General features: G+C 70.6%; 19 protein-coding genes and 1 pseudogene. 11 read left to right on the top strand and 9 right to left on the bottom strand.

The annotated features are described in order from the left end of the window. Positions 1-158: 158 nt before the first annotated feature. Positions 159-2,855 (bottom strand): branched-chain amino acid ABC transporter permease/ATP-binding protein, encoded by a 2,697-nt coding sequence (locus tag R2B38_RS01950; RefSeq protein WP_318014634.1) that lies wholly within the window; start codon positions 2,853-2,855, stop codon positions 159-161. Positions 2,856-3,008: 153 nt separating this feature from the next. Between R2B38_RS01950 and R2B38_RS01945 the strand changes: the two genes are divergently transcribed. The 4 genes from R2B38_RS01945 to R2B38_RS01930 all read left to right on the top strand — a co-directional run bounded on the left by R2B38_RS01945 (position 3,009) and on the right by R2B38_RS01930 (position 7,758). Further along, on the top strand, positions 3,009-4,244 hold the full coding sequence (locus R2B38_RS01945; protein ID WP_318014633.1) for an ABC transporter substrate-binding protein: 1,236 nt from the start codon (positions 3,009-3,011) through the stop codon (positions 4,242-4,244). A 71-nt stretch (positions 4,245-4,315) separates the two neighbouring features. Continuing rightward, entirely contained in the window at positions 4,316-5,020 is a 705-nt protein-coding gene (locus R2B38_RS01940; RefSeq protein ID WP_318014632.1) for an ABC transporter ATP-binding protein, read from the top strand. 18 nt (positions 5,021-5,038) lie between these two features. Further along, complete coding sequence (locus tag R2B38_RS01935) at positions 5,039-6,382, top strand: hypothetical protein (protein WP_318014631.1); 1,344 nt, start codon at positions 5,039-5,041, stop codon at positions 6,380-6,382. Further along, positions 6,379-7,758 (top strand): acyl-CoA reductase, encoded by a 1,380-nt coding sequence (locus R2B38_RS01930; protein ID WP_318014630.1) that lies wholly within the window; start codon positions 6,379-6,381, stop codon positions 7,756-7,758. Before R2B38_RS01935 ends, R2B38_RS01930 begins: the two co-directional genes overlap by 4 nt. Positions 7,759-7,873: 115 nt before the next feature. On the opposite strand, the gene R2B38_RS01925 is transcribed toward R2B38_RS01930, so the two are convergent. Next, the gene (locus tag R2B38_RS01925; protein ID WP_318014629.1) at positions 7,874-8,980 is read right to left on the bottom strand and encodes a sugar ABC transporter substrate-binding protein; all 1,107 of its coding nucleotides are present in this window, start codon (positions 8,978-8,980) and stop codon (positions 7,874-7,876) included. Between the two features lie 511 nt (positions 8,981-9,491). Between R2B38_RS01925 and R2B38_RS51250 the strand changes: the two are divergent. From R2B38_RS51250 to R2B38_RS01900, 4 genes and pseudogenes are all read left to right on the top strand, one after another. After that, positions 9,492-10,311, top strand: a pseudogene (locus R2B38_RS51250) (serine/threonine-protein kinase). A 182-nt stretch (positions 10,312-10,493) separates the two neighbouring features. Continuing rightward, positions 10,494-12,242 (top strand): esterase, encoded by a 1,749-nt coding sequence (locus R2B38_RS01910; protein WP_318014626.1) that lies wholly within the window; start codon positions 10,494-10,496, stop codon positions 12,240-12,242. 111 nt (positions 12,243-12,353) lie between these two features. After that, positions 12,354-13,229, top strand: a complete 876-nt coding sequence (locus R2B38_RS01905) for a PhzF family phenazine biosynthesis isomerase (protein ID WP_318014625.1) — start codon at positions 12,354-12,356, stop codon at positions 13,227-13,229. A 60-nt stretch (positions 13,230-13,289) separates the two neighbouring features. Continuing rightward, positions 13,290-14,075, top strand: a complete 786-nt coding sequence (locus R2B38_RS01900) for a DUF1963 domain-containing protein (protein ID WP_318014624.1) — start codon at positions 13,290-13,292, stop codon at positions 14,073-14,075. On the opposite strand, the gene R2B38_RS01895 is transcribed toward R2B38_RS01900, so the two are convergent. After that, complete coding sequence (locus R2B38_RS01895; RefSeq protein WP_318014623.1) at positions 14,072-14,962, bottom strand: SDR family NAD(P)-dependent oxidoreductase; 891 nt, start codon at positions 14,960-14,962, stop codon at positions 14,072-14,074. The two genes, R2B38_RS01900 and R2B38_RS01895, sit on opposite strands and share 4 nt — an antisense overlap. Positions 14,963-15,099: 137 nt before the next feature. On the opposite strand from R2B38_RS01895, the gene R2B38_RS01890 reads away from it, so the two are divergent. From R2B38_RS01890 to R2B38_RS01880, 3 genes are all read left to right on the top strand, one after another. Beyond that, positions 15,100-15,969, top strand: a complete 870-nt coding sequence (locus R2B38_RS01890; protein ID WP_318014622.1) for a helix-turn-helix transcriptional regulator — start codon at positions 15,100-15,102, stop codon at positions 15,967-15,969. 197 nt (positions 15,970-16,166) lie between these two features. Beyond that, positions 16,167-17,921, top strand: a complete 1,755-nt coding sequence (locus R2B38_RS01885) for a hypothetical protein (RefSeq protein WP_318014621.1) — start codon at positions 16,167-16,169, stop codon at positions 17,919-17,921. Positions 17,922-18,108: 187 nt separating this feature from the next. After that, positions 18,109-19,842, top strand: a complete 1,734-nt coding sequence (locus R2B38_RS01880) for an LCP family protein (RefSeq protein ID WP_318014620.1) — start codon at positions 18,109-18,111, stop codon at positions 19,840-19,842. A 6-nt stretch (positions 19,843-19,848) separates the two neighbouring features. Here the strand turns inward: R2B38_RS01880 and R2B38_RS01875 are convergent, their stop codons facing one another. Genes R2B38_RS01875 through R2B38_RS01850 form a run of 6 tightly spaced genes read right to left on the bottom strand, consistent with a single transcriptional unit; the run spans position 19,849 to position 26,114 of the window. Then, positions 19,849-20,316, bottom strand: coding sequence for a DUF5990 family protein (locus R2B38_RS01875; RefSeq protein WP_318014619.1), 468 nt, complete (start codon positions 20,314-20,316; stop codon positions 19,849-19,851). Between the two features lie 34 nt (positions 20,317-20,350). After that, positions 20,351-21,358 carry an oligopeptide/dipeptide ABC transporter ATP-binding protein gene (locus R2B38_RS01870; protein WP_318014618.1) on the bottom strand — a complete coding sequence of 336 codons (1,008 nt, stop codon included), beginning with the start codon at positions 21,356-21,358 and terminating at the stop codon, positions 20,351-20,353. Next, entirely contained in the window at positions 21,355-22,398 is a 1,044-nt protein-coding gene (locus R2B38_RS01865; RefSeq protein WP_318014617.1) for an ABC transporter ATP-binding protein, read from the bottom strand. The genes R2B38_RS01870 and R2B38_RS01865 overlap by 4 nt, the downstream gene beginning before the upstream one ends. Continuing rightward, positions 22,391-23,356 carry an ABC transporter permease gene (locus R2B38_RS01860; protein ID WP_043677379.1) on the bottom strand — a complete coding sequence of 322 codons (966 nt, stop codon included), beginning with the start codon at positions 23,354-23,356 and terminating at the stop codon, positions 22,391-22,393. The genes R2B38_RS01865 and R2B38_RS01860 overlap by 8 nt, the downstream gene beginning before the upstream one ends. 5 nt (positions 23,357-23,361) lie before the next feature. After that, positions 23,362-24,390 (bottom strand): ABC transporter permease, encoded by a 1,029-nt coding sequence (locus R2B38_RS01855; protein WP_318014616.1) that lies wholly within the window; start codon positions 24,388-24,390, stop codon positions 23,362-23,364. Next, complete coding sequence (locus R2B38_RS01850; protein WP_318014615.1) at positions 24,387-26,114, bottom strand: ABC transporter substrate-binding protein; 1,728 nt, start codon at positions 26,112-26,114, stop codon at positions 24,387-24,389. Before R2B38_RS01850 ends, R2B38_RS01855 begins: the two co-directional genes overlap by 4 nt. Between the last annotated feature and the right edge of the window lie 42 nt (positions 26,115-26,156).

Below are 26,156 nucleotides of genomic sequence, written 5' to 3'. Positions count from 1 at the left end.
GGGGTCACCCAGGCCCGCTGACGGGATTGGCCGACAGCGTCCGCCAGACGCCGCGGGCCGGTCGTGTCGTGACGCCGGACTGCCCGAGCCCGAGTGGCGGGGGACGACCGGCCCGACCGGGACGGACGTCATCGCCCCAGCCCCGGCGCCGTCCGCGCTCAGGCCGTCGTCTCCGGCTCCAGGTCGCCCAGGTAGGCCGCCCGGACCGCCGGATCGCGGCGCACCTCGTCCGGGGTGCCGGCGCAGATCCGGCGGCCGAAGTCGAGGACGACGACCTGGTCGCAGACGCTCATCACCATGTCGACGTCGTGCTCGACGAGCAGCACCCCCATGCCCCAGTCCTCGGCGAGCCGCCGGACCAGCTCGGCCAACTCCCGTGTCTCGTCGTCGGACAGCCCCGCCGCCGGTTCGTCCAGCAGCAGCACCGACGGCGAGGTCGCCACCGCCCGCGCGATCGCCAGCAACCGCCGCTCGCCGTACGACAGATCGCCCACCGGCCGGTCCAGACTGTCCTGGAGCCCGAACTCCCGTACGGCGACGAGTACTTGGGCGGGCAGTGGGCGGCTGCCGGGGCGGACCAGGTCGGTGAGCCAGGTCCAGCGCCCCGGTCGCTCGCAGGCGGCGTAGAGGTTGTCCAGGACCGTCATGTCCTCGAACAGCTCCAGCGACTGGAAGGACCGGCTCAGCCCGGCCCCGGCCCGCCGGTGCACCGGCACCCGGGTCACGTCCCGCTCACCCAGGCGGACACTGCCCGAGGCGGCCCGGGTGAAGCCGGTGACGGCGTCGATGGCGGAGGTCTTGCCGGCGCCGTTGGGGCCGATGAGACCCACCACTCGGCCCGGTTCGACGTCCAGCGAGAGCCCGTCGACGGCGACGACACCGCCGTAGCGGACGGTGAGGTCGCGGACGTGCAGGGGGAGGGGTGCGGCGCGGGGTACGTCCGGCAGGGGAGCCGTCTCCTTCTCGGGTGCGACGGCGGCGCGTTGTGGGCGCAGTTTTCGCTCAAGTCCCCTTGCCTGCTTGCCGAGTTCCTTCCCGATGCCGTCCTGGTTGCCCACCAGGGTCAGCACCAGGATGATCCCGCCGATCAGCGGCATCCACTCGCTCAGCCCGGGCACCACCAGGTCCCCGAACCGGGCGCCGACCGTACCCGCGGCGAACGTGGCGCCGAACAGCGGGCCGACGAGGAAGCCGACACCGCCGATGACGGCGAGCCCGAGCGCGGTGACGGAGTCGAAGCTCGCGAAGTCGGAGAAGACGACCGAGGTCGAGCGGAAGCCGGTGAGTACTCCGGCGAGCGCGGCGATGGCCGAGGACAGGCCGAAGGCGTAGAGCTTGGCCGCGCGGACGTCGATACCCAGGGCGGCCGCGGCCCGTTCGTTGGCCCGTACGGCGATGAGCCGGCGGCCGGTGCGACCGCGCCTGACGTTGGCGACCACGAGCGTGGCGGCGACGAACAGGACCAGGACCACGGCGGCGTACCGCTGCGGATGGTCGACCCCGGAGATGTTGATGCCGAAGAGGGTCTGTGTGCCCACCGCGATGCCGTCGCTGCCTGGTGTCGTGGACAGGTCGGTGTTCTGGAAGACCATCGCCTCCAGGGTGGTGCCGAGCCCGAGCGTGATGATCGCGAGATTGACCCCGCGGGTGCGCACGGCCGGCAGCGCGAACAGCAGACCTATCGGGACGGTGCCCAACACGCCTGCCAGCAACGCGAGTTCGAAGGGCCAGCCCCAGTCCGCCGCCGCGTGCCCGGCGATGAAGGCGCCGGTCCCGGCGAGCGCGTAGGCCGCGAGCGACACCTGCCCCGCGTAACCGGTGACCACGATGATCGACAGGATGATCAGCGAGAGCACCAGGGTGCTGGTGATCGCGTCGGCCCACAGCGGGGTCGACAGGCTCACCAGGACCAGCCCGATCACGACGGCCAGGGCGAGCGGGACCGGACGCACCTTGCCGGTGCCCAGTGCCGGGAGGCGGTCGAGGAACGTGCCGCGCAAGGGGAGCGCCCGGCCACGCGCGACCAGGACCAGGGCGATGAAGAGGAACGGCACCGACGAGGCGAGCCCGGTGACGCCGGAGCCGAAGCGCGTCAGCTCGGACTGTGCGACCCCGATGACCAGACCGCCCGCCAGGGTGATCGGGAACGACGAGAACCGGCCGACCAGGGCGGCGGCCAGCGCGCTCAGCAGCAGCGTGGTCAGCCCGGTCACCGACAGGCCGATCACCGGCACGATCAGGATGGCCGTGAGGCCCGCGAGCGCGGAGCCCAGGGCCCAGTTGCCGGCGGCGATCACGTCCGGGGACCAGCCGAGCGCGGCGGCGGCGCCCTCGTTCTCGGCGACCGCGGTGGTGCCCAGGCCGAACAGGGTGCGCCGGTACAGGAGATGGAGCACGGCCGTCACGGCGAGCGCGATGCCGAGCAGCCAGACGCGGTCCTCGGAGACCGTCGCCCCGGCGATCGTCAGCAGCCGGGTGGGCAGCTTCCCCGGCACCAGCTGAAGGCTGTCGCCGTAGCGCTTGACGGCGATCGCGGTGAGCACGATGAACACCGCGAGGGTGCCGACCAGCCGGGCCAGGGTGGACGCCCTGCGCAGCGGGCGGATCACCAACAGGTGGGTGAGCACGCCCAGGACGGCGGAGGTCAGCACCCCGCACGCGGTGGCGGGCCAGTACGGCACGCCGTGGTCGACGGCGAGTTCCCACTGGACGTAGGCGCCGGCCATCCCGATCGCGCCGTGCGCGAAGTTCAGGACGCCGGAGCCCCGGTAGACCAGCACGATGCCGTGTGCGGTGAGCGCGTAGAGGGCGCCGAGCCCCAGGCCGAGCAGCGCGAAACGCAGGACGTCGTCCATCCGAGGAACCTCCCAGACACGGGGCAGACACGGGACGAGACAGTGCATTCATTTAAATAATTGTGCCGAGAGTACTTCACTAACCCAAAAATGCGCCCCATGCTGTTCGGCATCTCGACGTCGCCCACTTTGGGCGCGAGCCCCGGAGGGACCATGAACGACTCACGCCGACGCAGAAGCGCCGTGGCCAGCTGTCTCGCGGTGACAGGAGCCCTGCTCGCCGCAGGATGCGGGGGAGAGGCGGCAAGCAGTTCGGCCGAGACCTCCTCGCTCAAGGGCACCCCGGTCAAGGTGATGGTCTGGGCGCCGGAGAACACCCAGGGCAGCGCCCAGCCCGGGATCCACCTCACCGCCACGGCCTACGAGAAGTGGATCAACGCCAACGGCGGGATCAAGGGCGGACCCCTGAAGGTCGAGTTCTGCAACGAGAAGGGCGACCCCGACGAGGCCGAGAAGTGCGCCCAGCAGGCCGTCGCCGACAAGGTGGCCGCGGTCGTGGGTTCCTACAGCCTCGCCGGGGACCGCTACATGCCCATCCTTCAGAAGGCCGGCATCCCGTACATCGGCGGCACCGGCGTCTCCGCGGCCGAGTTCTCCAACCCGCTGTCCTTCCCGGTCAACGGCGGCACCCCGGTGGTCTTCGCCGCCCACGGCCGCCAACTGGTCGAGCAGGGCTGCAAGAAGATCACCGGCGTACGGTACGACGTGGCCGCCGCGGCCGTCGTCTCGCAGTTCCTCACCCTGGGCGCGGTCTCCGCCGGAGGGGCGGCTCCCAAGGACCTCAAGGTGCCGCTCACCGCAACCGACCTCGCCCCGCAGGTCGCCGCCACCAAGGGCAGCGACTGCGTGAGCGTCATCCTGGGCACCGCCTCCGACCTGTTCGTGAAGTCGTACGTGCAGTCCGGCGACAAGACCAAGCTCGCCAGCGTGGTCGGCAACCTCACCCCGCAACTGGCCGCGAGCACCGGCGGCAGCGGCAGCCCGCTGGAGGGCGCCGCGATCACCGGCTACTACCCGCCGACCTCCGACGCCGTCTGGAAGGACTTCGTCGCGGCGGCCAAGGGCAAGGACATCGACACCACCAACGGCGCCAACGCCACGACCTGGGTGGCCTTCAAGGTCTTCACCGAGGCCGCGAAGAAGCTGCCGACGGTCTCGGCCAAGGCGCTGGTGCAGGAGCTGAACACCACCTCCGGCATCGACACCGGAGGCCTGACCCCGCCCCTGAACTGGAAGGCGTCGACGGCCCTGCCCATCAAGGGACTTGACCGCATCCACAACACGACCGCCACCGAACTCACCATCCGCGACGGGAAGATCGAGTGGGCCAAGGCCGGGTCGACCTTCGTCGACGTCCGCAAGGTGCTGACGGCGGCGTCGCACGGCTGAGCCCGCTGCAGCGCGGCCAAGTCCCCGTCGATCCGCCTGACTTCGGCCGAATCCGGTTGAGGAGAGACCCCGTGCACGACACCGATGTGCCCCTGATAGCGACCCGCGCCCTGTCCGCCGGATACGGCAGCCGACCCGTCGTGAGCGACCTCGACCTGGAGGTCCGGCCGGGCGAGGTCGTCGCCCTGCTCGGCCCGAACGGCGCGGGCAAGACCACCACCCTCAGGGCGCTGTCCGGCGACCTGACCCCGATGAGCGGTGAGGTCCGCTGGCTGGGCACCCCCGGCCACGCACCCCTGCACCGCCGCGCCCGCGAAGGCCTCGCCTACGTCGGCGAACGCGCGGTCTTCACCCGCCTCGACACCACCGACAACCTACGGGTCGGGCGCGTACCGCCCGACCGGGCCGTCGCGCTCTTCCCCGAACTCGAAAAACGTCTCAGGACCGGCGCGGGCATGCTGTCCGGCGGCGAGCAGCAGATGCTGTCGCTGGCGCGCGCCCTGTGCCGTACCCCCCGGCTGCTCCTGGCCGACGAACTCTCCCTGGGTCTCGCCCCGTTGGTCGTCGATCGCCTCCTGCGCGCGGTCCGCGAGGCGGCCGACCAGGGGCTGGGCGCACTGCTGGTCGAACAGCACGTGCGCAAGGTGCTCGACATCGCCGACCGCGTCTACGTACTGCGCCGGGGCCGCGTCGTCATGACCGGCACCCCGAAGGAACTGCGCGGGGACCTCGACGCCATCGAGTCCTCCTATCTCGCGAAGAACCCGTCCTCATGACTGATGGAGGTGGTTGCCGTGCCCAGCGCACGTGAGCAGATCCGGGCCATGGTCCGGTCCGGTGACACATTCGACCAACCCGCCCGGGAGCTGCGGGAGTTGCAGCTCGACGCGGCACGCGAGGCCTTCGCGGCCCACCGCGAACGCATCCCGCTGCTGCGCACCCGGGCGGAGGAGAGCGGCGTCCACGGGATCGAGAGCCCCGACGACCTCGTCCCCCTGCTCTTCTCCCACACCAGCTACAAGTCGTACCCCCTCTCCCTCATCACCGGCGGCCGGTGGGACCGGCTCCTGCGCTGGTACTCGACGGTGTCGGTGGTCGAGCCGGGCGATGTCGACGTCGAGGGCGTGACCGACATCGACGACTGGACCGACCGTGTCACCGCCGCCGGCCACCGCCCGTACATCACCAGCGGCACCTCGGGAAAGGTCTCCTTCCTCAACTGCGCCGCGAGCGACCTGAGTTTCCTGCACGACATCCTGGAGAACCTCACCTGCTGGCCCGACCCGCTGCCGCCCGAGCAGACCCGCCGCGGCTACCTCCTGGCACCGGCGAGCGGTCCGATGCGCTCCATCGACGGCTACCGCTGGCACGCGGACGTCTTCGTCCGGCCCGGTGAGACCCGGCTGCTGACCGAAGACCCCATGCGGGTCTCGGAGTTGATGAGCAGCGCTCTGCTGCGCCGCCGGATGGCGGAGGGCACCGCGACCCCGCAGGAGATCAGCTCCTTCGAGGCCGCGTCCGGAACCCGCGAACAGGAACTCGGCGCTGCTGTCAGTCAGATCGTCGACGACATCGCCGCGCACCGGACCGAGCCCCTCCTGATCGCCGGGATGAACAACCAGCAGTTCACCCTGATCCAGGCCCTGCGCGCCCTGGGCGTACCCGACGGGAGCCTGCACCCGGACACGCTGGTCCTCAGCGGCGGCGGCAACAAGAACGGGGTCCTGCCCGACGACTACCAGGAGCAGTTCGCCGCCTTCTACGACGGCGTACGGCGGGTGCGCAGTTACGGCATGACGGAACTCCAGGGCTCCTGCCTCGCCTGCGAGTCGGGCAACTACCACGTGCCGCCGTGGGTGATCCCGCTGGTCCTGGACGAGCCGGGCGAGAAGCTGCTGAACACCGAACAGGGCGTGGTGGAGGGCCGGTTCGCCTTCCTGGACGTCTCGCTGGAGGGCCGGTGGGGCGGCCTGATCAGCGGCGACCGGGTCTTCGTCGACTTCTCGCCGTGCGACTGCGGCAGGCCGGGACCGACCGTTTTGCCGGACATCCGGCGCTACGGCGACCTCGGCGGCGAGGACAAGATCACCTGCGCCGCGACACTCGACTCCTATGTGCGGGGGATGATCCACGGATGAGCACCTCGACCGACACGGAGGTCGTGCACGTCGTACGCGGCGAGGTCGATCACGGCTCGCCCGTCGGCTACGGCCGCGCCGGCTCGGCCTTCACCGCACCGGCCCTCGACCTGGACCGCCTCGTCTGGCCCCGTACCGAACCCGGCCCCGCCTTCCACGTGCCCGTCGCGGAGATCGTCGACCTCCTGGTGGAGACCGGTGAGGCCCTCAAGGCCGACCGCGAGGGCCTGCTCGCCCAGGCCCTCGACCGGATGATCCCGGTCAGCCCACTGCCCGCCGAGGTACTCGAACGCGCCTACGCGGTGCTGTGGCGCAGCTTCGGGCGGCCGGGCCTGTACGCCCAGATCGACCACGAACTCGGCGGAGCGGACGTGCTCGACGGCTGGCGCGAGGTGCGCCTGCCCGAGAACCGGACCGCGGCCACCCGCGCGTTCCCGCCGCGCCTGGTGCACATCATCGCGGGCAACGCCCCCGGCGTCGCCGCGATGTCCGTCGTGCGCGGCGCCCTGACCAAGGGCGTCAACCTGCTGAAACTGCCCTCGAACGACCTGTTCACGGCGACGGCGATCCTCCGCACCATGGCGGCGGTCGCCCCCGGTCATCCCGTGGTGCGCTCGTTCTCCGCGGTGTACTGGCGCGGCGGCGACGAGGCCGTGGAGAGCGTGCTGTTCCGCCCGCAGTTCTTCGACAAGCTGGTCGCCTGGGGCGGTGAGGCCACGATCCGCGGGGCACTGCGGTACGTCGGTCCGGGATTCGAGCTCGTCTCCTTCGACCCCAAGACCTCCATCTCGCTGATCGGCCGCGAGGCCTTCGCGTCCCCCGAGACCCTTGCCCGGGCCGCCGACGCGGGCGCCGCCGACGCCACCTTCTTCAACCAGCAGGCCTGCGTGGCCAGCCGCTTCCAGTTCGTCGAGGGCTCCTGGGCGGACGCCGACCGCTACGCCGCCCTGCTGTGCGAACGCCTGGGCGTGGCAAGGGAGTTCAGCTCGGCGGACGGTCCACGGGTCGCCGCCGGACTCCGCGAGGAGATCGACGTCCTGCGCTCCCTGACCCCCGACTACCGGGTGTGGGGCGGCTACGACGGCCGGGGCCTGGTCATCCGCTCGCCCGAACCGGTGGACTTCCACCCCGACGGAAAGATCGTCGACGTCGTCCCCGTCGGCGCGTTGACGGAAGCCGTCGCACACGCCGGAGTCGCCACGCAGACGGTCGGCGTGTACCCGGACACCCGCAAGGCGGAACTGCGCGACGCCCTCGCCTGCGCCGGAGTCCAGCGCGTGGTCTCCCTCGGCAGGGCGGGCGGAATGCCGCCGGGCCTCTCCCACGACGGCTTCTACCCGCTGCAACGCCTCATGCGCTGGGTGAACGACGAGTGACGCGGCGGACCCGCGACCCGGCGGGAGCACGACGCCGCTCCAACCGGCGCGGGCCCGGCCTCAGTTCGGCGCTCGGTGCCGCACGGTGTTCATCGAGCCGCAGGGAGCGTGGCGGCTACTTCAGCCCGATCGCGGCGCACGCCGCCGCGTACTCCGGGGTGCAGATGTCCTTGACGGTGTAGATGCCGTCCGCGATCACCGTGTCCTTGATGTTGTCCTTCGTGAGCGAGACCACCGGTACCAGCATCGCGGGGATCTTCTCCTCCGTGGGGCTGTCGACCGTGTCGCGGGTCAGCGCGTCGAACTGGATGTCGCGGCCCTGGACCTTGTACACCGCCATCTCCGCGGCCCGGGTGGCCTCTTCGGGGAACGGCTTGTACGCGGTCATGTACTGCTCGCCCGAGACGATCCGCTGCACCGCGTCCAGGTTCGCGTCCTGGCCGGTCACCGGCGGGATCCTGGTGGCGCCCGCGTCCTTCAGGGCCTTGATGACGGCGCCCGCGAGGCCGTCGTTGGCCGCGTAGACCGCGGCGATGTCGTCGAGGCCGACGGACTTGATCGCCTTCTTCATGTTCGCCTCGGCGACCGCGGGCGACCACGCGGCGGTGTCGTACTCCTTGGCTATCTTGACCTTGTCCTTGAGTTCGCCGAGGGCACCGTCCTTGAACTTCGCGTAGTTCGTGTCGGCGGGGTCGCCGTTCATCATGACGACCTTGCCGGCGGCCGCCTTGCTCCCGAGCGCCGTGATGAGGGCGCGGGCCTGGATCTCGCCGACGAGTTCGTTGTCGTGCGAGACGTACGCGGCGATCGGGCCCTCCGCGAGCCGGTCGTAGGCGATGACGGGGATGCCGGCGTCCTTCGCCTTCCGGACGTCCGGCGCGATGGCCTTGGAGTTCAGCGCGTCCACCAGGATGACGTCGACCTTCTGGTCCACCATCTGCTGGAACTGCCGGCTCTGCTTCGCCTCGCTCGCCTCGGCGTTGGCGTAGACGACCTTGCCCTTGCCGTTGGTGAGGGCGGCGACCTCCTTCACGATGACGGGGTGGTCGAAGGCCTCGAAGCGTGCGGTGTCCTTGTCGGGCAGGAGCAGTCCCACCGTGATGTCGTCACCCTTCTTCGGAGACGCGGAACCGTCGCTTCCGACGACTCCGTCGACGACGCCGCACGCGGTGAGCGCGAGGGCGGAGGCGGAGGCGGTCAGTGCCGTCGCGAGGTGACGCACGGGGATTCCACAGAGGGCGGGAGCGCTCACGTGAGGCGCCTTTCGAGTGTGTGGGGGAGGGGGGCCGGATGGCTTTGGGGGGGCGTTGAAGTCCGGTGTCGGGTGAGAAGTGGCTGTCACAGGCGGGGGGACTTGTCCCCTGCGTCCGCAGGGGCAGGGCGGCTTCGATTCGGCCTCCGCGACCGGGAGTTGCTCCTTCGCCTGTGCGATTCCTGTCTCCGGTCGTCACCGTCGCACTTCCTTGATGTGGACGGGGTGGCGATCACGGGGAGAGGTTGTGGCGGCTTCGGTGACCCGGTTTGATGCGGCCGCGTCCGGGAGCACGCGGAGGAAGGCACGATCGCCCTGACATCGCGCTGCCGCCGTAACCGCGTGGGTCGTAGCGGGTGGCGGGGTCCACGGTTCCGTCGTCCATCGGCACCGCGCCGATGCCCGAAACCTCCGTTCCGCGCCAAGAGGCCTGTCGGGCGGATACATCCGCGAGCGTGAGCTCGGCCGGGGCGGACAGGGAGTGGTGTGGCTCGCCCGGGACCGGCTGGGGCAGCAGATCGTGGTGAAGTTCCTGTTGCCCGGCACGGAGTACGACGAGGTCGCGCTCGCCCGCGTACGCAGGGAGTTCGGCGCGGCGAGCCGGGTCGGTGAACTCGCCACGGCACGCGTCCTCGACGCCGATCTGACCGGACAACACCCTTATATCGTCGGCGAGTTCGTCCAGGGCCCGACGATCCAGCAGCATGTGGCCGCCGGCGGTCCGCTGCCCTCCGGGCGGCTCCAGTCCCTGGGGCTGGCCGTCGCGCACGCCTTGGCGCAGGTGCGCCGGGCGGTCGTCGTGCACCGGGACATCAAACCGTCCAACATCCTGCTCTCCCCGGACGGACCGCGGATCATCGACTTCGGGATCGCCCGCGTACATGTCGCCCGAGCAGGTCAAGTCGCTCCCGGTCACCGCCGCCTCCGACGTGTTCTCCCTCGGCGGCACGCTGTACTTCGCCGCCGCGGGACGGCATCCCTTCGGCGGGGAGGGCGACTACGAGGTGCTCGTCGCCGTGTGCACCCGCGACGCGGATCTCAACTCGGCGCCGGAGCCGGTCCGTTCGGTCATCGCCGACTGCCTGCGCAAGGACCCGGCGGAACGCCCCACCGCCGCCCAACTCGTCACCCGGCTCGCGGCCACGGGACCCGCGAGTCGGGCTGTGGTGCGACGGCTCGGGGAACTACTGCAAGGGTTCCTGGGCCTGAAGGTGGAGCTCGCCGTCGACGGCACCAGGGTCGCCGCGTACACCGGCGCGGGTTTCGAGCGCTTCACCGCGACCGAATTGTCAGCGCGCTGATGCCTTCTAACAAAATTATCATCGAAATTGTTAACAATTCCCGGCTTCGGCTCAGGGTCCCCGCCTACAGTCTGGGACTCGTATGAGCCGCACAGCCGGACTTGCCCGCGGCGTCGCCGGGGTGGTGCCCAAGTACGGCCGTGACCACGCAACTCGCTGTACAAGGAGGTCCACGGGTGGACATGAACCGCAGAACGGTCATCCGCAGTGCCACGGGCGTCGCAGCCCTGGCCACGTTCGGAGTCGCCGAGGGCACGGCGGGCACGGCGTTCGCCGCCACCTCGTCGTCGAGCAGTTCGTCGAGCACGTCCTCGGCGTACTCGCTGGAGCTCGACCCCACGGCCTGGTCGTACGACGCGACCAACGACGTGTACTACCAGATCGGGAAGGTGTACGTCGCGAACCCGGCTGCGACGGACTACGAGAACCTGTCGATCTACGTGCCGGGCGCCTATCTGACGGCCACCGCGAACAGCGACGGCACCACGTACACCGCCAAGGCCAACCCGAAGGGCACCGTCGGCCAGTACTCGGGACGCACGGCGCCGATCGTGATCCCGGTCAACACCCCCGGCTACGCCCAGCAGGCGCCGGCCACGTCCTACAGCTACACCAGCGTGTCGGCGTACCTGGAGGCCGGGCTCGTCTACGTGTGGCCGGGCCTGCGCGGCCGGGACAGCTCGACCAGCACCCGCTCCGACGCGGCCCCCTGGGGCGTGACCGACCTCAAGGCCGCGGTCCGCTTCCTCCGGTACAACCAGAGCGTCCTGCCCGGCAGCACGGACGACATCGTCCTGTTCGGCATGAGCGGCGGCGGCGCCCAGGACACCGTGGCGGGCACCTCCGGCGACAGCCCCCTGTTCGAGCCGTACCTGCGCACGATCGGCGCGGCGATGGAGGACGCCCAGGGCCGGCCGCTGAGCGACGCGGTCGCCGGCGTCATGGCCTGGTGCCCGATCACCGACCTCGCCGAGGCCAACCTGTCCTACGAGTGGAACATGGGCCAGTTCGCCTCGACCGGCACGCGCGCGTCCACCACGTGGACCAGCGCCTACTCGGCGGACCTCGCGAAGGCCTGGCCCAAGTACCTCAACCGCCTGGGCCTGCGCGACGAGCACGGCAGGCGCCTGCGGCTGACCGAGTCCAGCAGCGGCACCTATCTGTCCGGCAGCTACTACGACCACCTGATCGGGGTGATCACCACCTCGCTGAACAACTTCCTGTCGGACAACACCTTCCCGTACACCATCACGACCCAGGGCGGCCCGCCCGGATCGGGCCAGACGGGGACCTCGACCACGTACCAGACGGTCGACGACTACATCGCCTACCTCAACACCGGCAGCACCTGGGTCACCTACGACGCCACGACGAACACCGCCACGGTGTCCGGCCTCGAAGGCTTCGTGAACAGCCAGAAGACCGCGAACAAGCCGGTCGGCGCGTTCGACGGATACTCCCGCGGGCAGGGCGAGAACAGCGTCTTCGCGATGGGACTGGGCGTCCCGTCGCACTTCGCGCCGCTCACGCGTGACGTCATCAAGGCGAACGAGACGACGTACGCCACGTACTCCGACTGGGACTCCGCCTACGGCTCCTCGGCCTACGACAGCGACTTCGCGAAGAAGGACAGCGTCGGCAAGGACATGGCCTGGCGGGGCGACGCGTACAACCCGCTGTACTTCCTCTCGCCCGCGTTCGCCGGCTACCGGCAGTCGAAGGTGGCGCGGCACTGGCGCATCCGCACCGGCATCATGCAGGGCGACACGGCCAACACCACAGAGATCAACGTCCAGTTGGCCCTGCTGAACTACGGCATCCGCGACGTCGACTTCGCCACCGTGTGGGCCATGGCGCACACCATGGCCGAGCGCACCGGTGACGCGACGACCAACTTCATCAGCTGGGTGGAGTCCGTGGTCAAGAAGTGACCGGCGACTAGGACACCCCGGGCGCCCGGCCGACGAGCTTCGGCCGGGCGCCCGGCACCGTCTCCGCCCGCGTGCGGGAATGGCCGCGGCCCTACCTCGGTTGCCACGGTCATGACGACGACTGCTCCACGCCCCGAGGTCCTGCGCTACACCGCCTTCTCCAGCGACCCGGCGGGCGGAAACCCCGCAGGCGTCGTCCTGGACGCCTCCGCGCTGGACGACAGCGCCATGCTGGCCGTCGCCGCCGACCTCGGATACTCGGAGTCCGCGTTCCTGACGGCGCCCCCGGAGGGGCTCGGCGGCGAGGACGGGCGGGCCTACACCATCCGGTACTTCAGTCCCAAGGCCGAGGTGCCGTTCTGCGGGCACGCCACCGTCGCGACCGCCCTGGCGCTCGCCGAACGGGTGGGCCCCGGGGAGCTGGTGTTCGCGACGCGCGCCGGCACCGTGCCGGTGGAGGTGGTCGAGGAGGACGGGACGCTCCGGGCCACGCTCACCAGCGTCGAACCGCACCTCGAGGACATCACCGACGCCGATCTCACGGAGGCGCTCGCCGCGCTCGGCTGGCCGGAGGCCGATCTCGACCCCGTCTTCCCGCCCCGCATCGCCTTCGCGGGCGCCCGCCATCTCGTCCTCGCGGCGGTGACCCGCGCCCGACTCGCGGACCTCGCCTACGACTTCGCCCGCCTCGAAGCCCTGATGCACCAACTCGACCTGACCACCGTCCAGTTGGTGTGGCGGGAGTCGGCCACCGTCTTCCACGTCCGTGACCCCTTCCCCGTCGGCGGAGTCGTCGAGGACCCGGCGACCGGCGCGGCGGCGGCCGCGTTCGGCGCGTACGCGCGTCAACTCGCCCTGGTCCCCGAGGACTCCGTCCTCACTCTGCACCAGGGCGAGGACCTCGGCCGCCCCGGCGAACTCACGGTGACCCTGCGCGCGGGCGACCCGCGCGTCCGTGTCGGCGGCACGGGAACACGCATCGGCTGAAGCCCGGGCCCCCTGCGACGATCCGCAAGCATGTCAGTGGCCCATGGCACGATCGCCGGCATGACATCGATCGACGAAGCCCTCCTTCTGGAGACGGCCGCCAAGTACGGCGTACCCGCCCCCGTCGTAAGGGAGTTGATGGCCCGGACCCGCCCATGCCTCTACCTGGTGCCCTACGGCGAGGTGCCCGAGCCGCGTCGGGAGAACGCCCGTCCCGCCGCACGGACGGGCGGGCTTCCCGCACTGCCGGACGGGGTGAACTGGCCTGACGGGGGCGAGCCGTTGGTGCTGAGCGTCGACTGTGCTGCCCTGCCTCAGGGCGTCCTGGACATCGAACTGCCCGTCGATGGGCACTTGTTGTTCTTCACCGACATCGAGTACCCGCCGGAGTCGTCCGCGGTGCTCCACATACCTGCCGGTGCGGGCCGCGCCGAGCACTCCGAGACGGATCGACTCGACGGTGAGGAGGCGCAGTCCAGGGTCTATGAACCCCGCACCCTGTACCCCGTGCCCGGCCTGACCTTCGACGGCGAGTGGGAAGGGGGCCCGCACATCAGCGCGTTCCTCGCCGGTGACGGAGGGGGAGCCCAGGACGCGTTGGACGGTTTCGAGGAGGCCGTAGGGGACCTGGCCTTCGGCGGGCATCGCCCTGGCGTCGGTGTACAGATCGGCGGGTTCTCCGACTCGTGGGACATGGCACCCGACACGGGCGAATCCGTGCTCCTCGCGCAGATCGCCGGGCAGGCGATCGACTACGACGTGTTCACGATGAACCTGATCGTGGGGACCCGGGAGGACATCGCGGCCCGGCGGTACACCGGGCTCCAGTACGAGCAGCAGTGCTAGGCACCCCGTCGTGCGGCCCGGCCGTCAACTGGCCCCACGAGGTCGGCAGTTGCGTCCCACAGCCGCCCGGCCACGGCCGCGTCCAGGCCGGCCCTGCCCTGTCGCCGTAGGACCGGGGAGCCCCGGAAGCCGCCCGGGCCGTCCGGGCCGACGTAGGAGTTGCCGGGGACGTCCTGGGTCGCGGCGTAGAGCAGGGACAGTGCTCCGCGCTCGGGGGCGTTGGTGAGGAACGTGAACCGGTTGACGACGTTCGACCGGGAGTGGGCCGCCAGCGAGGTGCGGGCGATGCCCGGGCTGGCCAGGACCGAGCGGACCGGGCTGTTCGCGGCGGTGAGCCGGCGCTGGAGCTCCAGTGAGAACAGGACGACCGCGAGCTTCGACGCCTGGTAGGCCTGCATCCCGTTGTGCTTGCGGGTGCGCCAGTCGAGGTCGTCCAGGTCGAGCCTGCCCTGCTTGTGCAGTTCGCTGGTGACGTGCACGACGCGGTCGGTGATGTGACCGAGGAGCAGGGTGGTCAACAGGAAGGGGCCGGTGTGGTTGGTGGTGGTCTGCAGGTCCAGGCCGTCGGCCGTGCGCGCGGCCGGGATGTCCATCACGCCGGCGTTGTTGATCAGGATGTCGAGGCCGCCGGACCAGGCGTCGGCGAAGGCGCGTACGGAGGTCAGGTCGGACACGTCGAGCGGCCGGACGTCGAAGGTGCCGGGCAGACCGGCGACGGCGCCGCGGGCCTTGCCGGTGTCGCGTACCCCCAGCACGACCCGGGCACCCACGCGGGCGAGTTCGCGTGCCGTGATCAGGCCGAGGCCGCGGCCGGCACCGGTGATCACCACCGTACGGCCGGTCAGGTCCGGGAGGTCGTGCTCGGTCCAACTTGGCATACGGGTCATGGGAGTTGACTCCTGGTTCGTTGTGACGGTTGACCGCTGATCGCCTCGCCAGTGAACCCGCCCAGCCACGACCCCCGGAAGGACCTCCGCAACCACTGAACGCCAGGTCGTGGCTGAGCCGCACCGCATGGCCGACGATGAGAACCATGGACCACACGTTCGACCGCGCGTCCCTCGGCGCCTTCCTGCGCACCCGGCGCTCGGCCCTGCAACCGGAGGACGTCGGGCTGCGCCGCGGGCAGCGCAGGCGCGCTCCGGGCCTGCGCCGCGAGGAGGTGGCCGAGCTGTGCACCATGTCGGCCGACTACTTCGCCCGGCTGGAGCGCGGCGACGGGCCGCAGCCCTCGGAGCAGATGCTCGCCGCCATCGCCCGTGGCCTGCGGCTGACCCCGGACGAACGCGATCACCTGTTCCTGCTCGCCGGGTACCGAACCGCCCGTCGGGGCACGCGACTTGAGCATGTGAGCCCCGGCCTGATGCGGGTCATGGACGGCCTGGCCGACACCACCGCGCAGGTCATGGGCCCGCTGGGGGAGACGCTGCTGCAGACGCCGTCCGCCGTGGCGCTGCTCGGCGAGCAGACTCAGTACACGGGCAACTCCCGTAGCGCGACCCACCGTTGGTTCACCGATCCGGCCGAGCGTGAGCGCTACGACCCCGAGGACCACGACGTCAACAGCCGGACCAACGTCGCGCTGCTGCGCGCCGCCGTCACCCGGGACGGGCCCGGCTCGCCCGCGGCGGGCCTGGCGGACGTCCTGCGGCGCACCAGCGACGAGTTCGCCCGGCTGTGGGAGCGGCACGAGGTGGGCCTGCGCTGGAGCGGGACCAAGCGGTTCGTCCATCCCCAGGTCGGCCGCCTGGACCTCTACTGCCAGCTCCTCCTGGAACCGGACCAGGGCCAGTCACTGCTCGTCTTCACCGCCACCCCCGGTACGGAGAGCCACGAGAAACTCGCCCTCCTCACCGTGCTCGGCACCGACCGGTTCGCTGCCGGCACCGAGTGACCCTGCGAGTACCGAGGGCTACAGCCCTGCCCGACGCGTCAACGTGCCCTGCGTGTCGGCACTTTCCTCACTTTCTTCCCCAGCTCTTTCCTTCCGCCGGTGAACCTCGTCGGCTCCTTTCACCTCTACGACGTGTAGTGGAGGTTGCCCCGGAGTGAACTGCCGACCGACCGGGACGGAGCGAGGAGAAGGACGCCATGGATGACGGTCCCCGTGCCGGCGGTGGTCTGCGGCTGAGGCGGCGCGACGCGCCCGCCATGGCGGGGCCGTTGTGGGCCCGGCCGCTCGCGACCGAGGTCGCGGCGCCGCAGCAGCTGCACCGGGGGATGACGCTGATCGCCGCGATCAGCCTGTTCATCGGCACGCGCGACGCCTGGACGAGGGCGATGACGTCCCGCCCGGACGTCGCCGGGATCATCTCCGTCTGCTACGCCGGGATACTCGTCGCGGGCGTCCTCGCCCTCACCACACGCACCCGGCGCGCCCTGACCCGGGTGGACGCGGGCGTACTGCTGCTCGCGGTCGTCCTGGTGCTGTGCGGGTACTGGCTCAACCACGCAGGCACCGACGAGGGCGTCCTCACCGCGCAGGCCGCCCACGAGATCCTGCACGGACACCCCATCTACGGACAGCCCTGGCCGTGGCTGTTCGACCGTTCGTCCGTCGGTATCACCAAGACCATGGCGGGCGGCGCCGACTACACCTACGGCTATCCGCCCCTGACCGCGCTGCTCGCCGCCCCCGTCCACGCCGTGGTCCACTCGACGGCCGCCGCGACCCTCGTCACCACCGGCGCGCTGCTCGCGGGCGCCGTCCTGCTGTGGTGGCTGCTCCCGGTGCCCTGGCGGTCCGGCGCCACCGCCGTGTGCCTCGGCTTCGGCTTCCTGCCCGGCTACGCCTACTCCGGCTACCCCGCCGTCCTCGCCCTGGCGCTCCTCATCCCGGTGGTGGTCCGCTGGCCCGACACCGGAGCCGGCGGCCGGCTCGGACTGCCCGGAGTGGCGCAGGCCCTCTGCCTCGGCGCGGCCTGCGCCACCCAGCAACTCGCCTGGTTCCTCACGCCGTTCCTCCTCATCGGCCTCTACGCCGTCCGCCGCGGCGACCTCGGACCCAGGCCCGCCCTCGGCGTGATCGCCCGCTACACCGGCACCGCCGCCCTCACCTGGGCCGCGATCAACGCCTACTTCGCCACCCAGGACTTCCACACCTGGCTGCACGGCCTGCTGCTCCCGCTCACCCAGAAGGCGATCCTGCACGGCCAAGGCCTCATGGGGATCTCGTACTACTTCACCGCCGGCAGCAGGCACCTCGACTACTACTCCTACGGCAGCCAGCTGCTCCTGTTCGGCCTGCTCGCCGCCACGCTGCTCTTCGTGCGGCGGCTCGGACCGGCGATCACCGTGCTGCCCTGGCTCAGCTTCTACCTGGCCACCCGGTCCCAGGACGGCTACTTCCTGATGATGACCCCGCTGTGGCTCGCGGCGGCCGCGACCGTCCCGGCCTCCGCGTTCGCCTCCGCCTGGCAGCCCCGCATCCCGCACGTCACCGGGCACCGGGCCAAGGCCGTCCTCGCGGTGGGACTCGTCACGCCCGCCGTGGTGTGCGCGGCGGTCGCCGCGGCCAGTGCTCCGCCGCTGCGCATGAACGTCACACCGAGCTTCGCGGAGCGGGCCGGCCACCTGGACATCACCGGTCTCGCGGTCCGGGTCGTCAACATCACCGGTACCCGGCTCACCCCCCACTTCGCCAGCCGCCTCGGACAGGGCGCCTCCGACTGGTGGACCGCCTCCGGCGGCCCCGCGACCCTCGCCCCGCACGCCTCCGCCACGTACGAGGTGAAGCCGCCCGGCGGTGTGCGGCGGGCCCCGGGAGGGTCGCATCCGCGCTTCTACCTCATCGCCGTGACCGGTACCCCGATGACCATCACCACCGCACGGATTCCGATCAGTTGACCGAGTTTGACGTAAAAGGATATCCCGTAAATGAGAAAGGCCCTACAGCGTTCTCATCTGAGATTGTTATATTGCGCAACCACGCAAGAGAGAGCGGACCCCCGCCTCGCCCGACCCGACACGGCCGCGCGCCCCTGGCCGCAGCATCGAACGGCCTGAACGGCCCGACCGTACGTGGGAGTGCCAGATGACCGACCTCGGGGACGGCCCCGTGGGACACGCCACGCGCAGCCGCACACGAGGTGTGCCCAGGCCGCGTGCCGGTGAGGCCGACGAGCCGCTGCCCACCGGCGGCCGGGCCGCAGCCCGCGCCGCGGCCCGCCAGGCCCCGCGCGGCGGATCCCGCGCCCGCGGCCGTGCCGCCTCGCGCCGCCGCGTCAAGCAGAGCACGGGCGGCAAGCGGGTGCTGAAGATCAGCGCGATATCCCTGTCGGTGCTGATCATGGTGACCGCGGGTGCCGGCTGGTGGTTCTACGAGCACCTGAACGGCAACATCAACAGCATCGCGATCGACGACGGCGCGGGCGGCAAGGAGAAGGCCGACGCCTTCGGCCGGACGCCGATCAACCTCCTCGTGATGGGCAGCGACGCCCGCAGCAGCGCGACCGACTGCAAGCTCGGCGGCGGCTGCTCGACCACCGGCGTGCAGACCGGGAACGGCAACGCGGACGTCGAGATGGTGGTCCACATCTCCGCCGACCGCTCGAACGCCACCGTGATGAGCATCCCGCGCGACACCATGACCCAGGTCCCCGCCTGCAAGGACCCGGACAGCAGCCAGTCGACGGCCGGTTACTACGGCCAGATCAACAGCGCGCTGCAGTACGGCCAGGAGTGCCAGGTCAAGACCGTGCACGCGCTCACCGGCATCACCATCGACCACTTCGTGCAGATGGACTTCTCCGGCGTGGTGAAGATGTCCGACGCGGTCGGCGGCGTCTCGGTGTGCGTGAACGCCGACGTCTACGACACCTACTCGCACCTGAAGCTCGCCAAGGGCACCCACACCCTCAAGGGCAACGCGGCGCTCGAGTTCGTCCGCTCCCGGCACGGCTTCGGCGACGGCAGCGACCTCGGCCGTACCGTCTCGCAGCACCTGTTCCTGAGCGCGATGATCCGCAAGTTCAAGAGCGCCGGCACGCTCACCGACCCCCAGGCGGTCTACAACCTGGCCGACGCCGCCACCAAGGCGCTCACCGTGGACACCGGCCTCGGCACCGTCAAGAAGCTCATCGGGCTCGCCGCGGACCTCGACAAGGTCCCCACCAAGCGCATGACCTTCACCACGATGCAGACCGGCGCCGACCCGAACAACGCGGACCGCGTCGTGCCCGCGACGGCGGCGAAGAGCCTGTTCGCCACCATCGCCAACGACCAGTCGCTGACCACCTCTTCGGGCAAGAAGTCCTCGGCGGCCACCGCGACCGCCACGGCCGTCGCCGTCCCCGCCGCGCAGATCGCCGTGACGGTGGAGAACGGCACCAGCATCAGCGGACGTGCCTCCACGGTCGCGACCTCCCTGATAGACGGCGGCTTCAGCTCCGGCACCACCACGGGCAACGCCTCCGTCAGCGCGACCACGACCACGCTCACCTACGGCACCGGGCAGAAGGCCGAGGCCCAGACGGTGGCGAGCGCGCTCGGCCTCTCCTCCTCGCACCTCAAGCAGGGCACCGGCACCGGCCTGACCCTGGTGATCGGCACGGACTGGCCGAGCGGCACGACGTTCCCCGGCGGCGGTTCGTCCCCGGCCCCCGCCGACACCAAGGCGGCCACCTCGAACGCCCAGGCATCGACCGCCGACCAGTCGAAGTCCTGCGCCAAGGTCAGCACGTACAAGACGGTCAGCCTGAACGGCGTCGCGATGACCCCGACCCAGGCGTACCGGCTGGCCACGAACAAGAAGGACTCGGCATCCTGACGGGCACTACCCGACGCTCTCGGCGGTCCAGGTGATGTGCGGGGGATCCACCCTCGCGCACAGCGGGCCGCCGTTCGCGTCCGTCAGCCCGAGCCGCCCGACCAGCAGACCGTCGGGCGCGGCCGCGGCCAGGACGTCGTCCGGCACCGAGTCGAGCATGAGCTTGGCCCGCCGGAACATCGTGAAGAGACCGGCCGCGTCGACCGTCCCCCACGACAGATAGACGAACCGCAGCCCCATCCGGTGCTGCACATAAGGGCCCGTGACCACGACACCGTCCGGCGTCACCTCCGCCGAGCACTCCAGCGTCCAGCTCGCGGATGAGCCGTCCCCCGGCTGCGGGTCGAGGAGTTCGGCCGGCCGGTCCCGGCGCTGCACGCCGACATGGACGTTGTCGTACGTCGCGACGGGCTTGTCGGCGGGGGCGGGGAAGGTACGGCCGGGCAGGTCGACGGCGTCGATGCGGAGGTGCATACGGGCCATCATGCAGGGTCCGCCCTCCGTACCCTCAGTCGATCAAGGGAAAGTGGCAGGCGGTGTGCCGACCGGAGGCGGTCATCGTCAGCCGGGGCCGCTCCACGGCACAGCGCTCACGCGCGTAAGGGCACCGAGTCCGGAACGGACACCCCGTCGGCTTGTCGACCGGGTTGGGCACCTCGCCGGAGAGCACGATCCGCTCCCGAGGGACCTCGTCAGTCAGCGTCCCGTCGTCGATGTCCGGCACGGCCGACAACAACGCCTGCGTGTACGGATGCGCGGGCTCCTTGTACAGCGCCTCGGTCTCGGCGAGTTCGACGATCTCCCCGAGATACATGACCGCGATCCGGTCCGACACATGCCGGACCACTCCGAGGTCGTGCGCGATGAACACGTAGGTGAGCGCGAACTCCTCCTGCAGATCGGCGAACAGGTTCAACACCTGTGCCTGGATGGACACATCGAGCGCGGACACCGGTTCGTCGGCGACGATCAGCTTCGGGTTCGTCGCCAACGCCCGCGCGATCCCGATGCGTTGCCGCTGCCCGCCCGAGAACTCATGCGGATACCGGTCCAGATGGGCCGCAGCCAGCCCTACGACGTCGAAGAGCTCGGCGACCCTACGGCGGACCGCGCGCCCGTCGCCGTAGCGGTGCACGAGCAGCGGCTCCGCCACGATGTCCCCGGCACGGCGGCGGGGGTTGAGCGAGGCCTGCGGGTCCTGGAACACCAGCTGCATGCCCGGCCGCACGGGACGCAGCCGACGCGTGGAGAGGGTGCTGATGTCCTGACCGTCGAACTCGACCCGCCCGCCGGTGAGTTCGGTGAGCCGGACCAGACAGCGGCCGAGCGTGGACTTTCCGCAGCCCGACTCGCCGACGATCCCGAGCGTCTCACCGGCGCGCACCTCCAACGACACACCGTCCACGGCCCGCAGCACCTTGCGGCGCGGGGAGAGCCCGTCCGCGCGCAGGGGGTAGTGCTTGGCGACGTCCGTGGCGCGCAGCAGCACCTCTGTCGATGTCGTCAGCGCGCTCATGGTGTCGCCTCTCGTTCCAGGTCCGGTACGTCCGTCGCCGCCGCGCGGGAGGTCAGGCGCAGGGAGGCGCGGTCGTCGTCGGGCAGCCAGCAGGCGTCGCGGTGGGGCCCCGCCCCTGTGGACAACTCGGGCCGCTCCTCGCACCGTTCGTGCCGCAACCGGCACCGGGGCGCGAACGCGCACCCCTCCGGCAGACTCCCCGGCGCCACGGGCATCCCCGCGATGGTGGGCAGCCGCCGCAGCCGGGGCCCGCCCACCCGGGGCACCGAGTCGAGCAGCCCCCAGGTGTAGGGGTGTCGCGGTCCGTGGAACACCGCCCGGCGCGGTCCCTCCTCGGCCGCCCGGCCGCCGTACATGACGAGCACCCGGTCGGCTATCTGTGAGATGACGCCCATGTCGTGCGTGATGAGGACGACGGCCGAGCCCTGGGTGTTCAACTCCCGCATCAGGTCCAGGATCTGGGCCTGGACGGTGACGTCCAGCGCGGTGGTCGGCTCGTCGGCGATCAGCAGTGCCGGGCCGCAGGAGAGGGCCATCGCGATGACCGCGCGCTGGCGCATGCCGCCGGAGAACTCGTGCGGGTAGGCGTTCGCGCGGGAGGCCGCGTCCGGGATGCCGACGTCGGAGAGCAGGCTGACGGCACGCGTGTGCGCCTCCTTGCGGGACACCTTCTCGTGCGCCCGGATCTGCTCGGCGATCTGCCAGCCCACGGTGTACACGGGGGTGAGCGCGGTCATCGGGTCCTGGAAGACCATGGCGATCTCCCGGCCGCGTACCGCCCGCATCTCCTTGTCGGGGAGGGCGAGCAAGTCCTGGCCGCGGAAGCGGACTTCGCCCTCGACCGTCACGTTCGGACTGGTCAGCAGGCGCAGCACGGCGAGCATCGAGACGCTCTTGCCGGAGCCCGACTCGCCCACCACACCCAGGATCTCACCGGGCGCCACCGAGAAGGACAGGCCGTCGACGACGGTGACGGAGCCTCGGCGGGTGCGGAAGGACACCCTCAAGTCGCTTACGTCCAGCAGGGGTTGGTCAGGCATGGCGGGCCCTCGGGTCGAGTCGGGCGTACAGGATGTCCACCAGCGCGTTGGCGAGGACCACGAAGAACGCCGCGTACAGGACCGTGCCCATGATCACGGGCAGGTCCAGGTTCTGGAGGGCGTCGAAGGTCAGCTTGCCGATGCCGGGGAGGCCGAACACCACCTCGGTGAGCAGCGCGGCGCCGCCCACCAACGCGCCGAAGTCCAGGCCGAACAGCGACACGATCGGGATCAGGGAACAGCGCAGCGCGTGCCGGATCAGGATGCGCCGCTCGGAGAGGCCCTTGGCGCGCGCGGTGCGGACGTAGTCCTCGTTCAGGGCGCTGACGACCTCGCCGCGCAGCAGCCGGGCGTAGATCCCGGCGTAGAGCAGCGCGAGGGTCAGCCAGGGGAAGAGGAGGTGCAGGGCCCACTGGCCGGGGTGGTCGAGGCCGACGTAGCCCGGTGGCGGGACCCAGGAGAAGACCGAACTGTGCAGCTGCTTCTGGGTGATGAGGTTGACGACCTCACCGAGCCAGTAGGCGGGGAGGGAGACGCCGACCACGCCGACGAGCATGATCAGCGGGTCGGCAGCCTTGCCGCGCAGGGCCGCGGCCGCCGTGCCCATGATGATGCCGGCCGTCATCCAGATCAGCGCGGCGCCGATCACGAGCGACAGCGTCACCGGGGTTGCCTGCACGATCTGCGGGATCACGCGGGAGCCGCGGTTGACGAACGACTCCAGGTCACGGTCGATGAGGAGGTGACGCATCATCAGCAAGTAGCGGATCGGCATGGGGCGGTCGAGGCCGAAGGAGTGCCGGACCTGGGCGAGCGTGGCCGGGTCGGCGTTGCGGCCCGCGATGCGCGCGGCGGGGTCGACTCCCGGTGTGGCGAAGAAGATCAGGAAGACCAGGACGCTGATCGCGAACATCACCAGCAGGGCGGACGCGAAGCGCTTCACGATGAACCGGAGCATCGGAATCACACCCCTCCGCGCAGCCGGGCGCCCGGGTCGAGCGCGTCGCGCACGCCGTCGCCGAGGACGTTGAGGGCCGCCGTGGTCAGCGCGATCAGCAGGCCGGGCGCGATCGTCACGGCTGGGCGGGTGTAGAGCAGCCCGAGCCCGTCCTCGATGATCGTGCCCCAACTGGCGTCCGGAGGCTGGACACCGACGGAGAGGAAGGACAGCGCCGACTCGGTGAGCATCGCGAGCGCGGTCATCAGGGGCACGAACACGATCGCCGTGGGCAGCACGTTCGGCAGCACCTCGCGGCGCAGGATGCGCACGGTCGGTGCCCCGGAGCCGATGGCCGCCTGGATGTACTCCTTGTTGCGCAGGACGAGTACCTGACCGCGCAACGGGCGGGCGATGTACGGCACATAGATCGCCGCGATGATCGCGACGGGCAGCCACAGACTCCCCGCCTCGACGGTGAGCGGTCCGAGGTGCAGTCCGTCGGTGAGGAGGACGACCGAGAGGCAGATCGCCAGCAGGTACACCGGGAAGGCCCAAATGACGTCCAGGACACGGGAGATGACGGCGTCCACCACCCCGCCCGCGTACCCGGCGACGACTCCGACGACTGTACCGAGGGCGCAGGTGAGCAGTGCCGCCGTGAACCCGATGAACAGGCTCGTCCGGCCGCCGTAGAGCAGGCGGGCCATGACGTCGCGGCCCTGGTTGTCGGCGCCGAGGAAGTAGTGGGCGGGGTCCCAGGTCGGGCCGATCGGGGTGACGCCGAGGCCGAGGCCGGTGCTGCTCGGGGTGAGCACCGGCACGGTCCTGCCGTCAACGACCGTGGTGCCGGAGACATGGGACTGGAAGGGGTCGGTGTGGGCGACGTGGTGCGCGTACAGCGGGGCGCACAGGGTCGCCAGGACGACGAGGAAGAGGACGACGGCCGCGGCCAGCGCCGACCTGTTGTGCAGCAGGTCGGCGCCGGCCGTCCGCCAGGGGCCCGGCGAACGCCGGGCCTCGACGGTGGCCGACTCGGGTGCGGCGGTGCTCACTTGACCCACGTCTGGCCGACGAGCATGTAGAACTGCTTGCTGAACTGGTAGTTGCCCAGCCGCTTCGACGTGAAGTCGATGATCTTCGGGTTGATGAGCGGGACGACCGGCGACTGCCGCATGATCGCCTGATCGATCGCGCCCCACTGCTGGTTGGCCGCCGTCGGGTCGGTCTGCGCGGTCTTCAGCGCGGTCTGCATCTTCGCGTCGATGCCCTTGTCGCAGAAGCCCGAGATGTTGATGCTGGAGTCGCTGCCGGGGTGGAACGCGGCGCAGGAGAACAGGACGTTGAGGAAGTCCGAGGCCGCCGGATAGTCCTGGTACCAGGACGTCAGGGCGAGTTGGACCTTGTTCTTCGTGTTCTGGATGTAGGTGAACTGGATGTTCCCCGACAGCGGCTTGAGCGTCGCCTTGTAGCCGAGCTGGGTGAGCAGGCTCTGCAGGTACTGCCCGATGGACTTGTTGACGTCGTCGTCCTGCACGACGATGCCGACCTCCTGCCCCGCCGTGCCGGACTGCTTCACCAGCGCCTTGGCCGTGGCCAGGTCCGCAGCCGTCCAGGTCTTGCCGCCGCCCTTGGTGTAGTCGCACGAGTTGACGTGCCCGGGGAAGCCCGGCGGCAGGATCGTGCACGCGGGGGAGGCGAGGTTGGTGCCGCCGTACAGCCGCACCACGGCCGACCGGTCCACGGCCCAGTTGATGGCCTGGCGCGCCAACTTGTTGTTGAACGGGGCCATGTTGACGTTCAGCGTCGCGTACCAGAACGCGGTCAGCGGGTTCACGTGCGCCTGGGACGTGTACTTGGTGCCGATCTCGTTGAGCCGGTCGGCGGGCGGCGGGTCGTACATCCAGTCCGCCTGGCCGTTCTCGACGGCGGTCACCTCGGACTCGACCGTCTGCCCGAAGGTGTAGTCGATCTGGTCCGGGTAGCCCTGCGGTTCGGCCTCCCGCGACCACTCCTTGAAGTGCGGGTTGCGCACCAGCTTCAGGGCACGGTTCGGGTCGTACGAGGCCGCCATGTACGGGCCGGTCGTCGGCAGCGGCTTCGTGCCCGCGTCCTTCGTCGGCGAGTCCTTCGGCAGGATGCTGGCGTGCGGGACGGCCAGCTTGTACGGGAACTCCGAGTCCGCCGCCGTCAGGTTGATGGTGACGGTGTTCGCCTTCGCGTCACCGGTCACACCGCCCTTGAGGGTGCAGGACGCGGGCGTCTTCAGGCAGGCGGTGGCGCCGACGATGCCGTTGTAGAAGGTGCCGGCGGTGGGGCTGGAGACCTTGAAGATGCGCTGGAAGGACGCCACCACGTCGTCGGTGGTCAGCGCCTTGCCGTTGGAGAAGGTGATGCCCTTGCGGAGCGTGAAGGTGTACGTCTTGCCGCCGTTGGTGACCTTGGGCATCGCCGCGGCGAGATCCGGGACGACCGTGAACGACTCCTGCCCGCCGACCTTCTTGAACGACAGCAGCCCGTCGTACATCGACTGGTACAACTGCCAGTACTGGAGCGTGTAGTTGACCTGCGGATCGAGACTCCCGGCGGCCGCGTGGGCGACGAGCTTCAACGTCCCGCCCTTGTGCTGCGGCTGGAACACGGAGGTGCCGGACGCCGACGAGGACGACGACGTGGCAGGGTCGGCGGAGCCGCTGTCGGAGGACGAACAGGCGGCGGTGGTCAGGGCGAGGGCGACGGTGGCGGCGGCGAACGCGCTCCGTCTCGTACTGCGGGACATCCAGAGAACTCCCGTCGGAGGAAGGGCTGTTGGGTCGGCCGG

This window comes from Streptomyces sp. N50 (genome assembly GCF_033335955.1).
Classification (GTDB): domain Bacteria; phylum Actinomycetota; class Actinomycetes; order Streptomycetales; family Streptomycetaceae; genus Streptomyces.
Note: the sequence above shows the minus strand (reverse complement) of the source record. Positions and strands in the feature narration are given on the sequence as shown.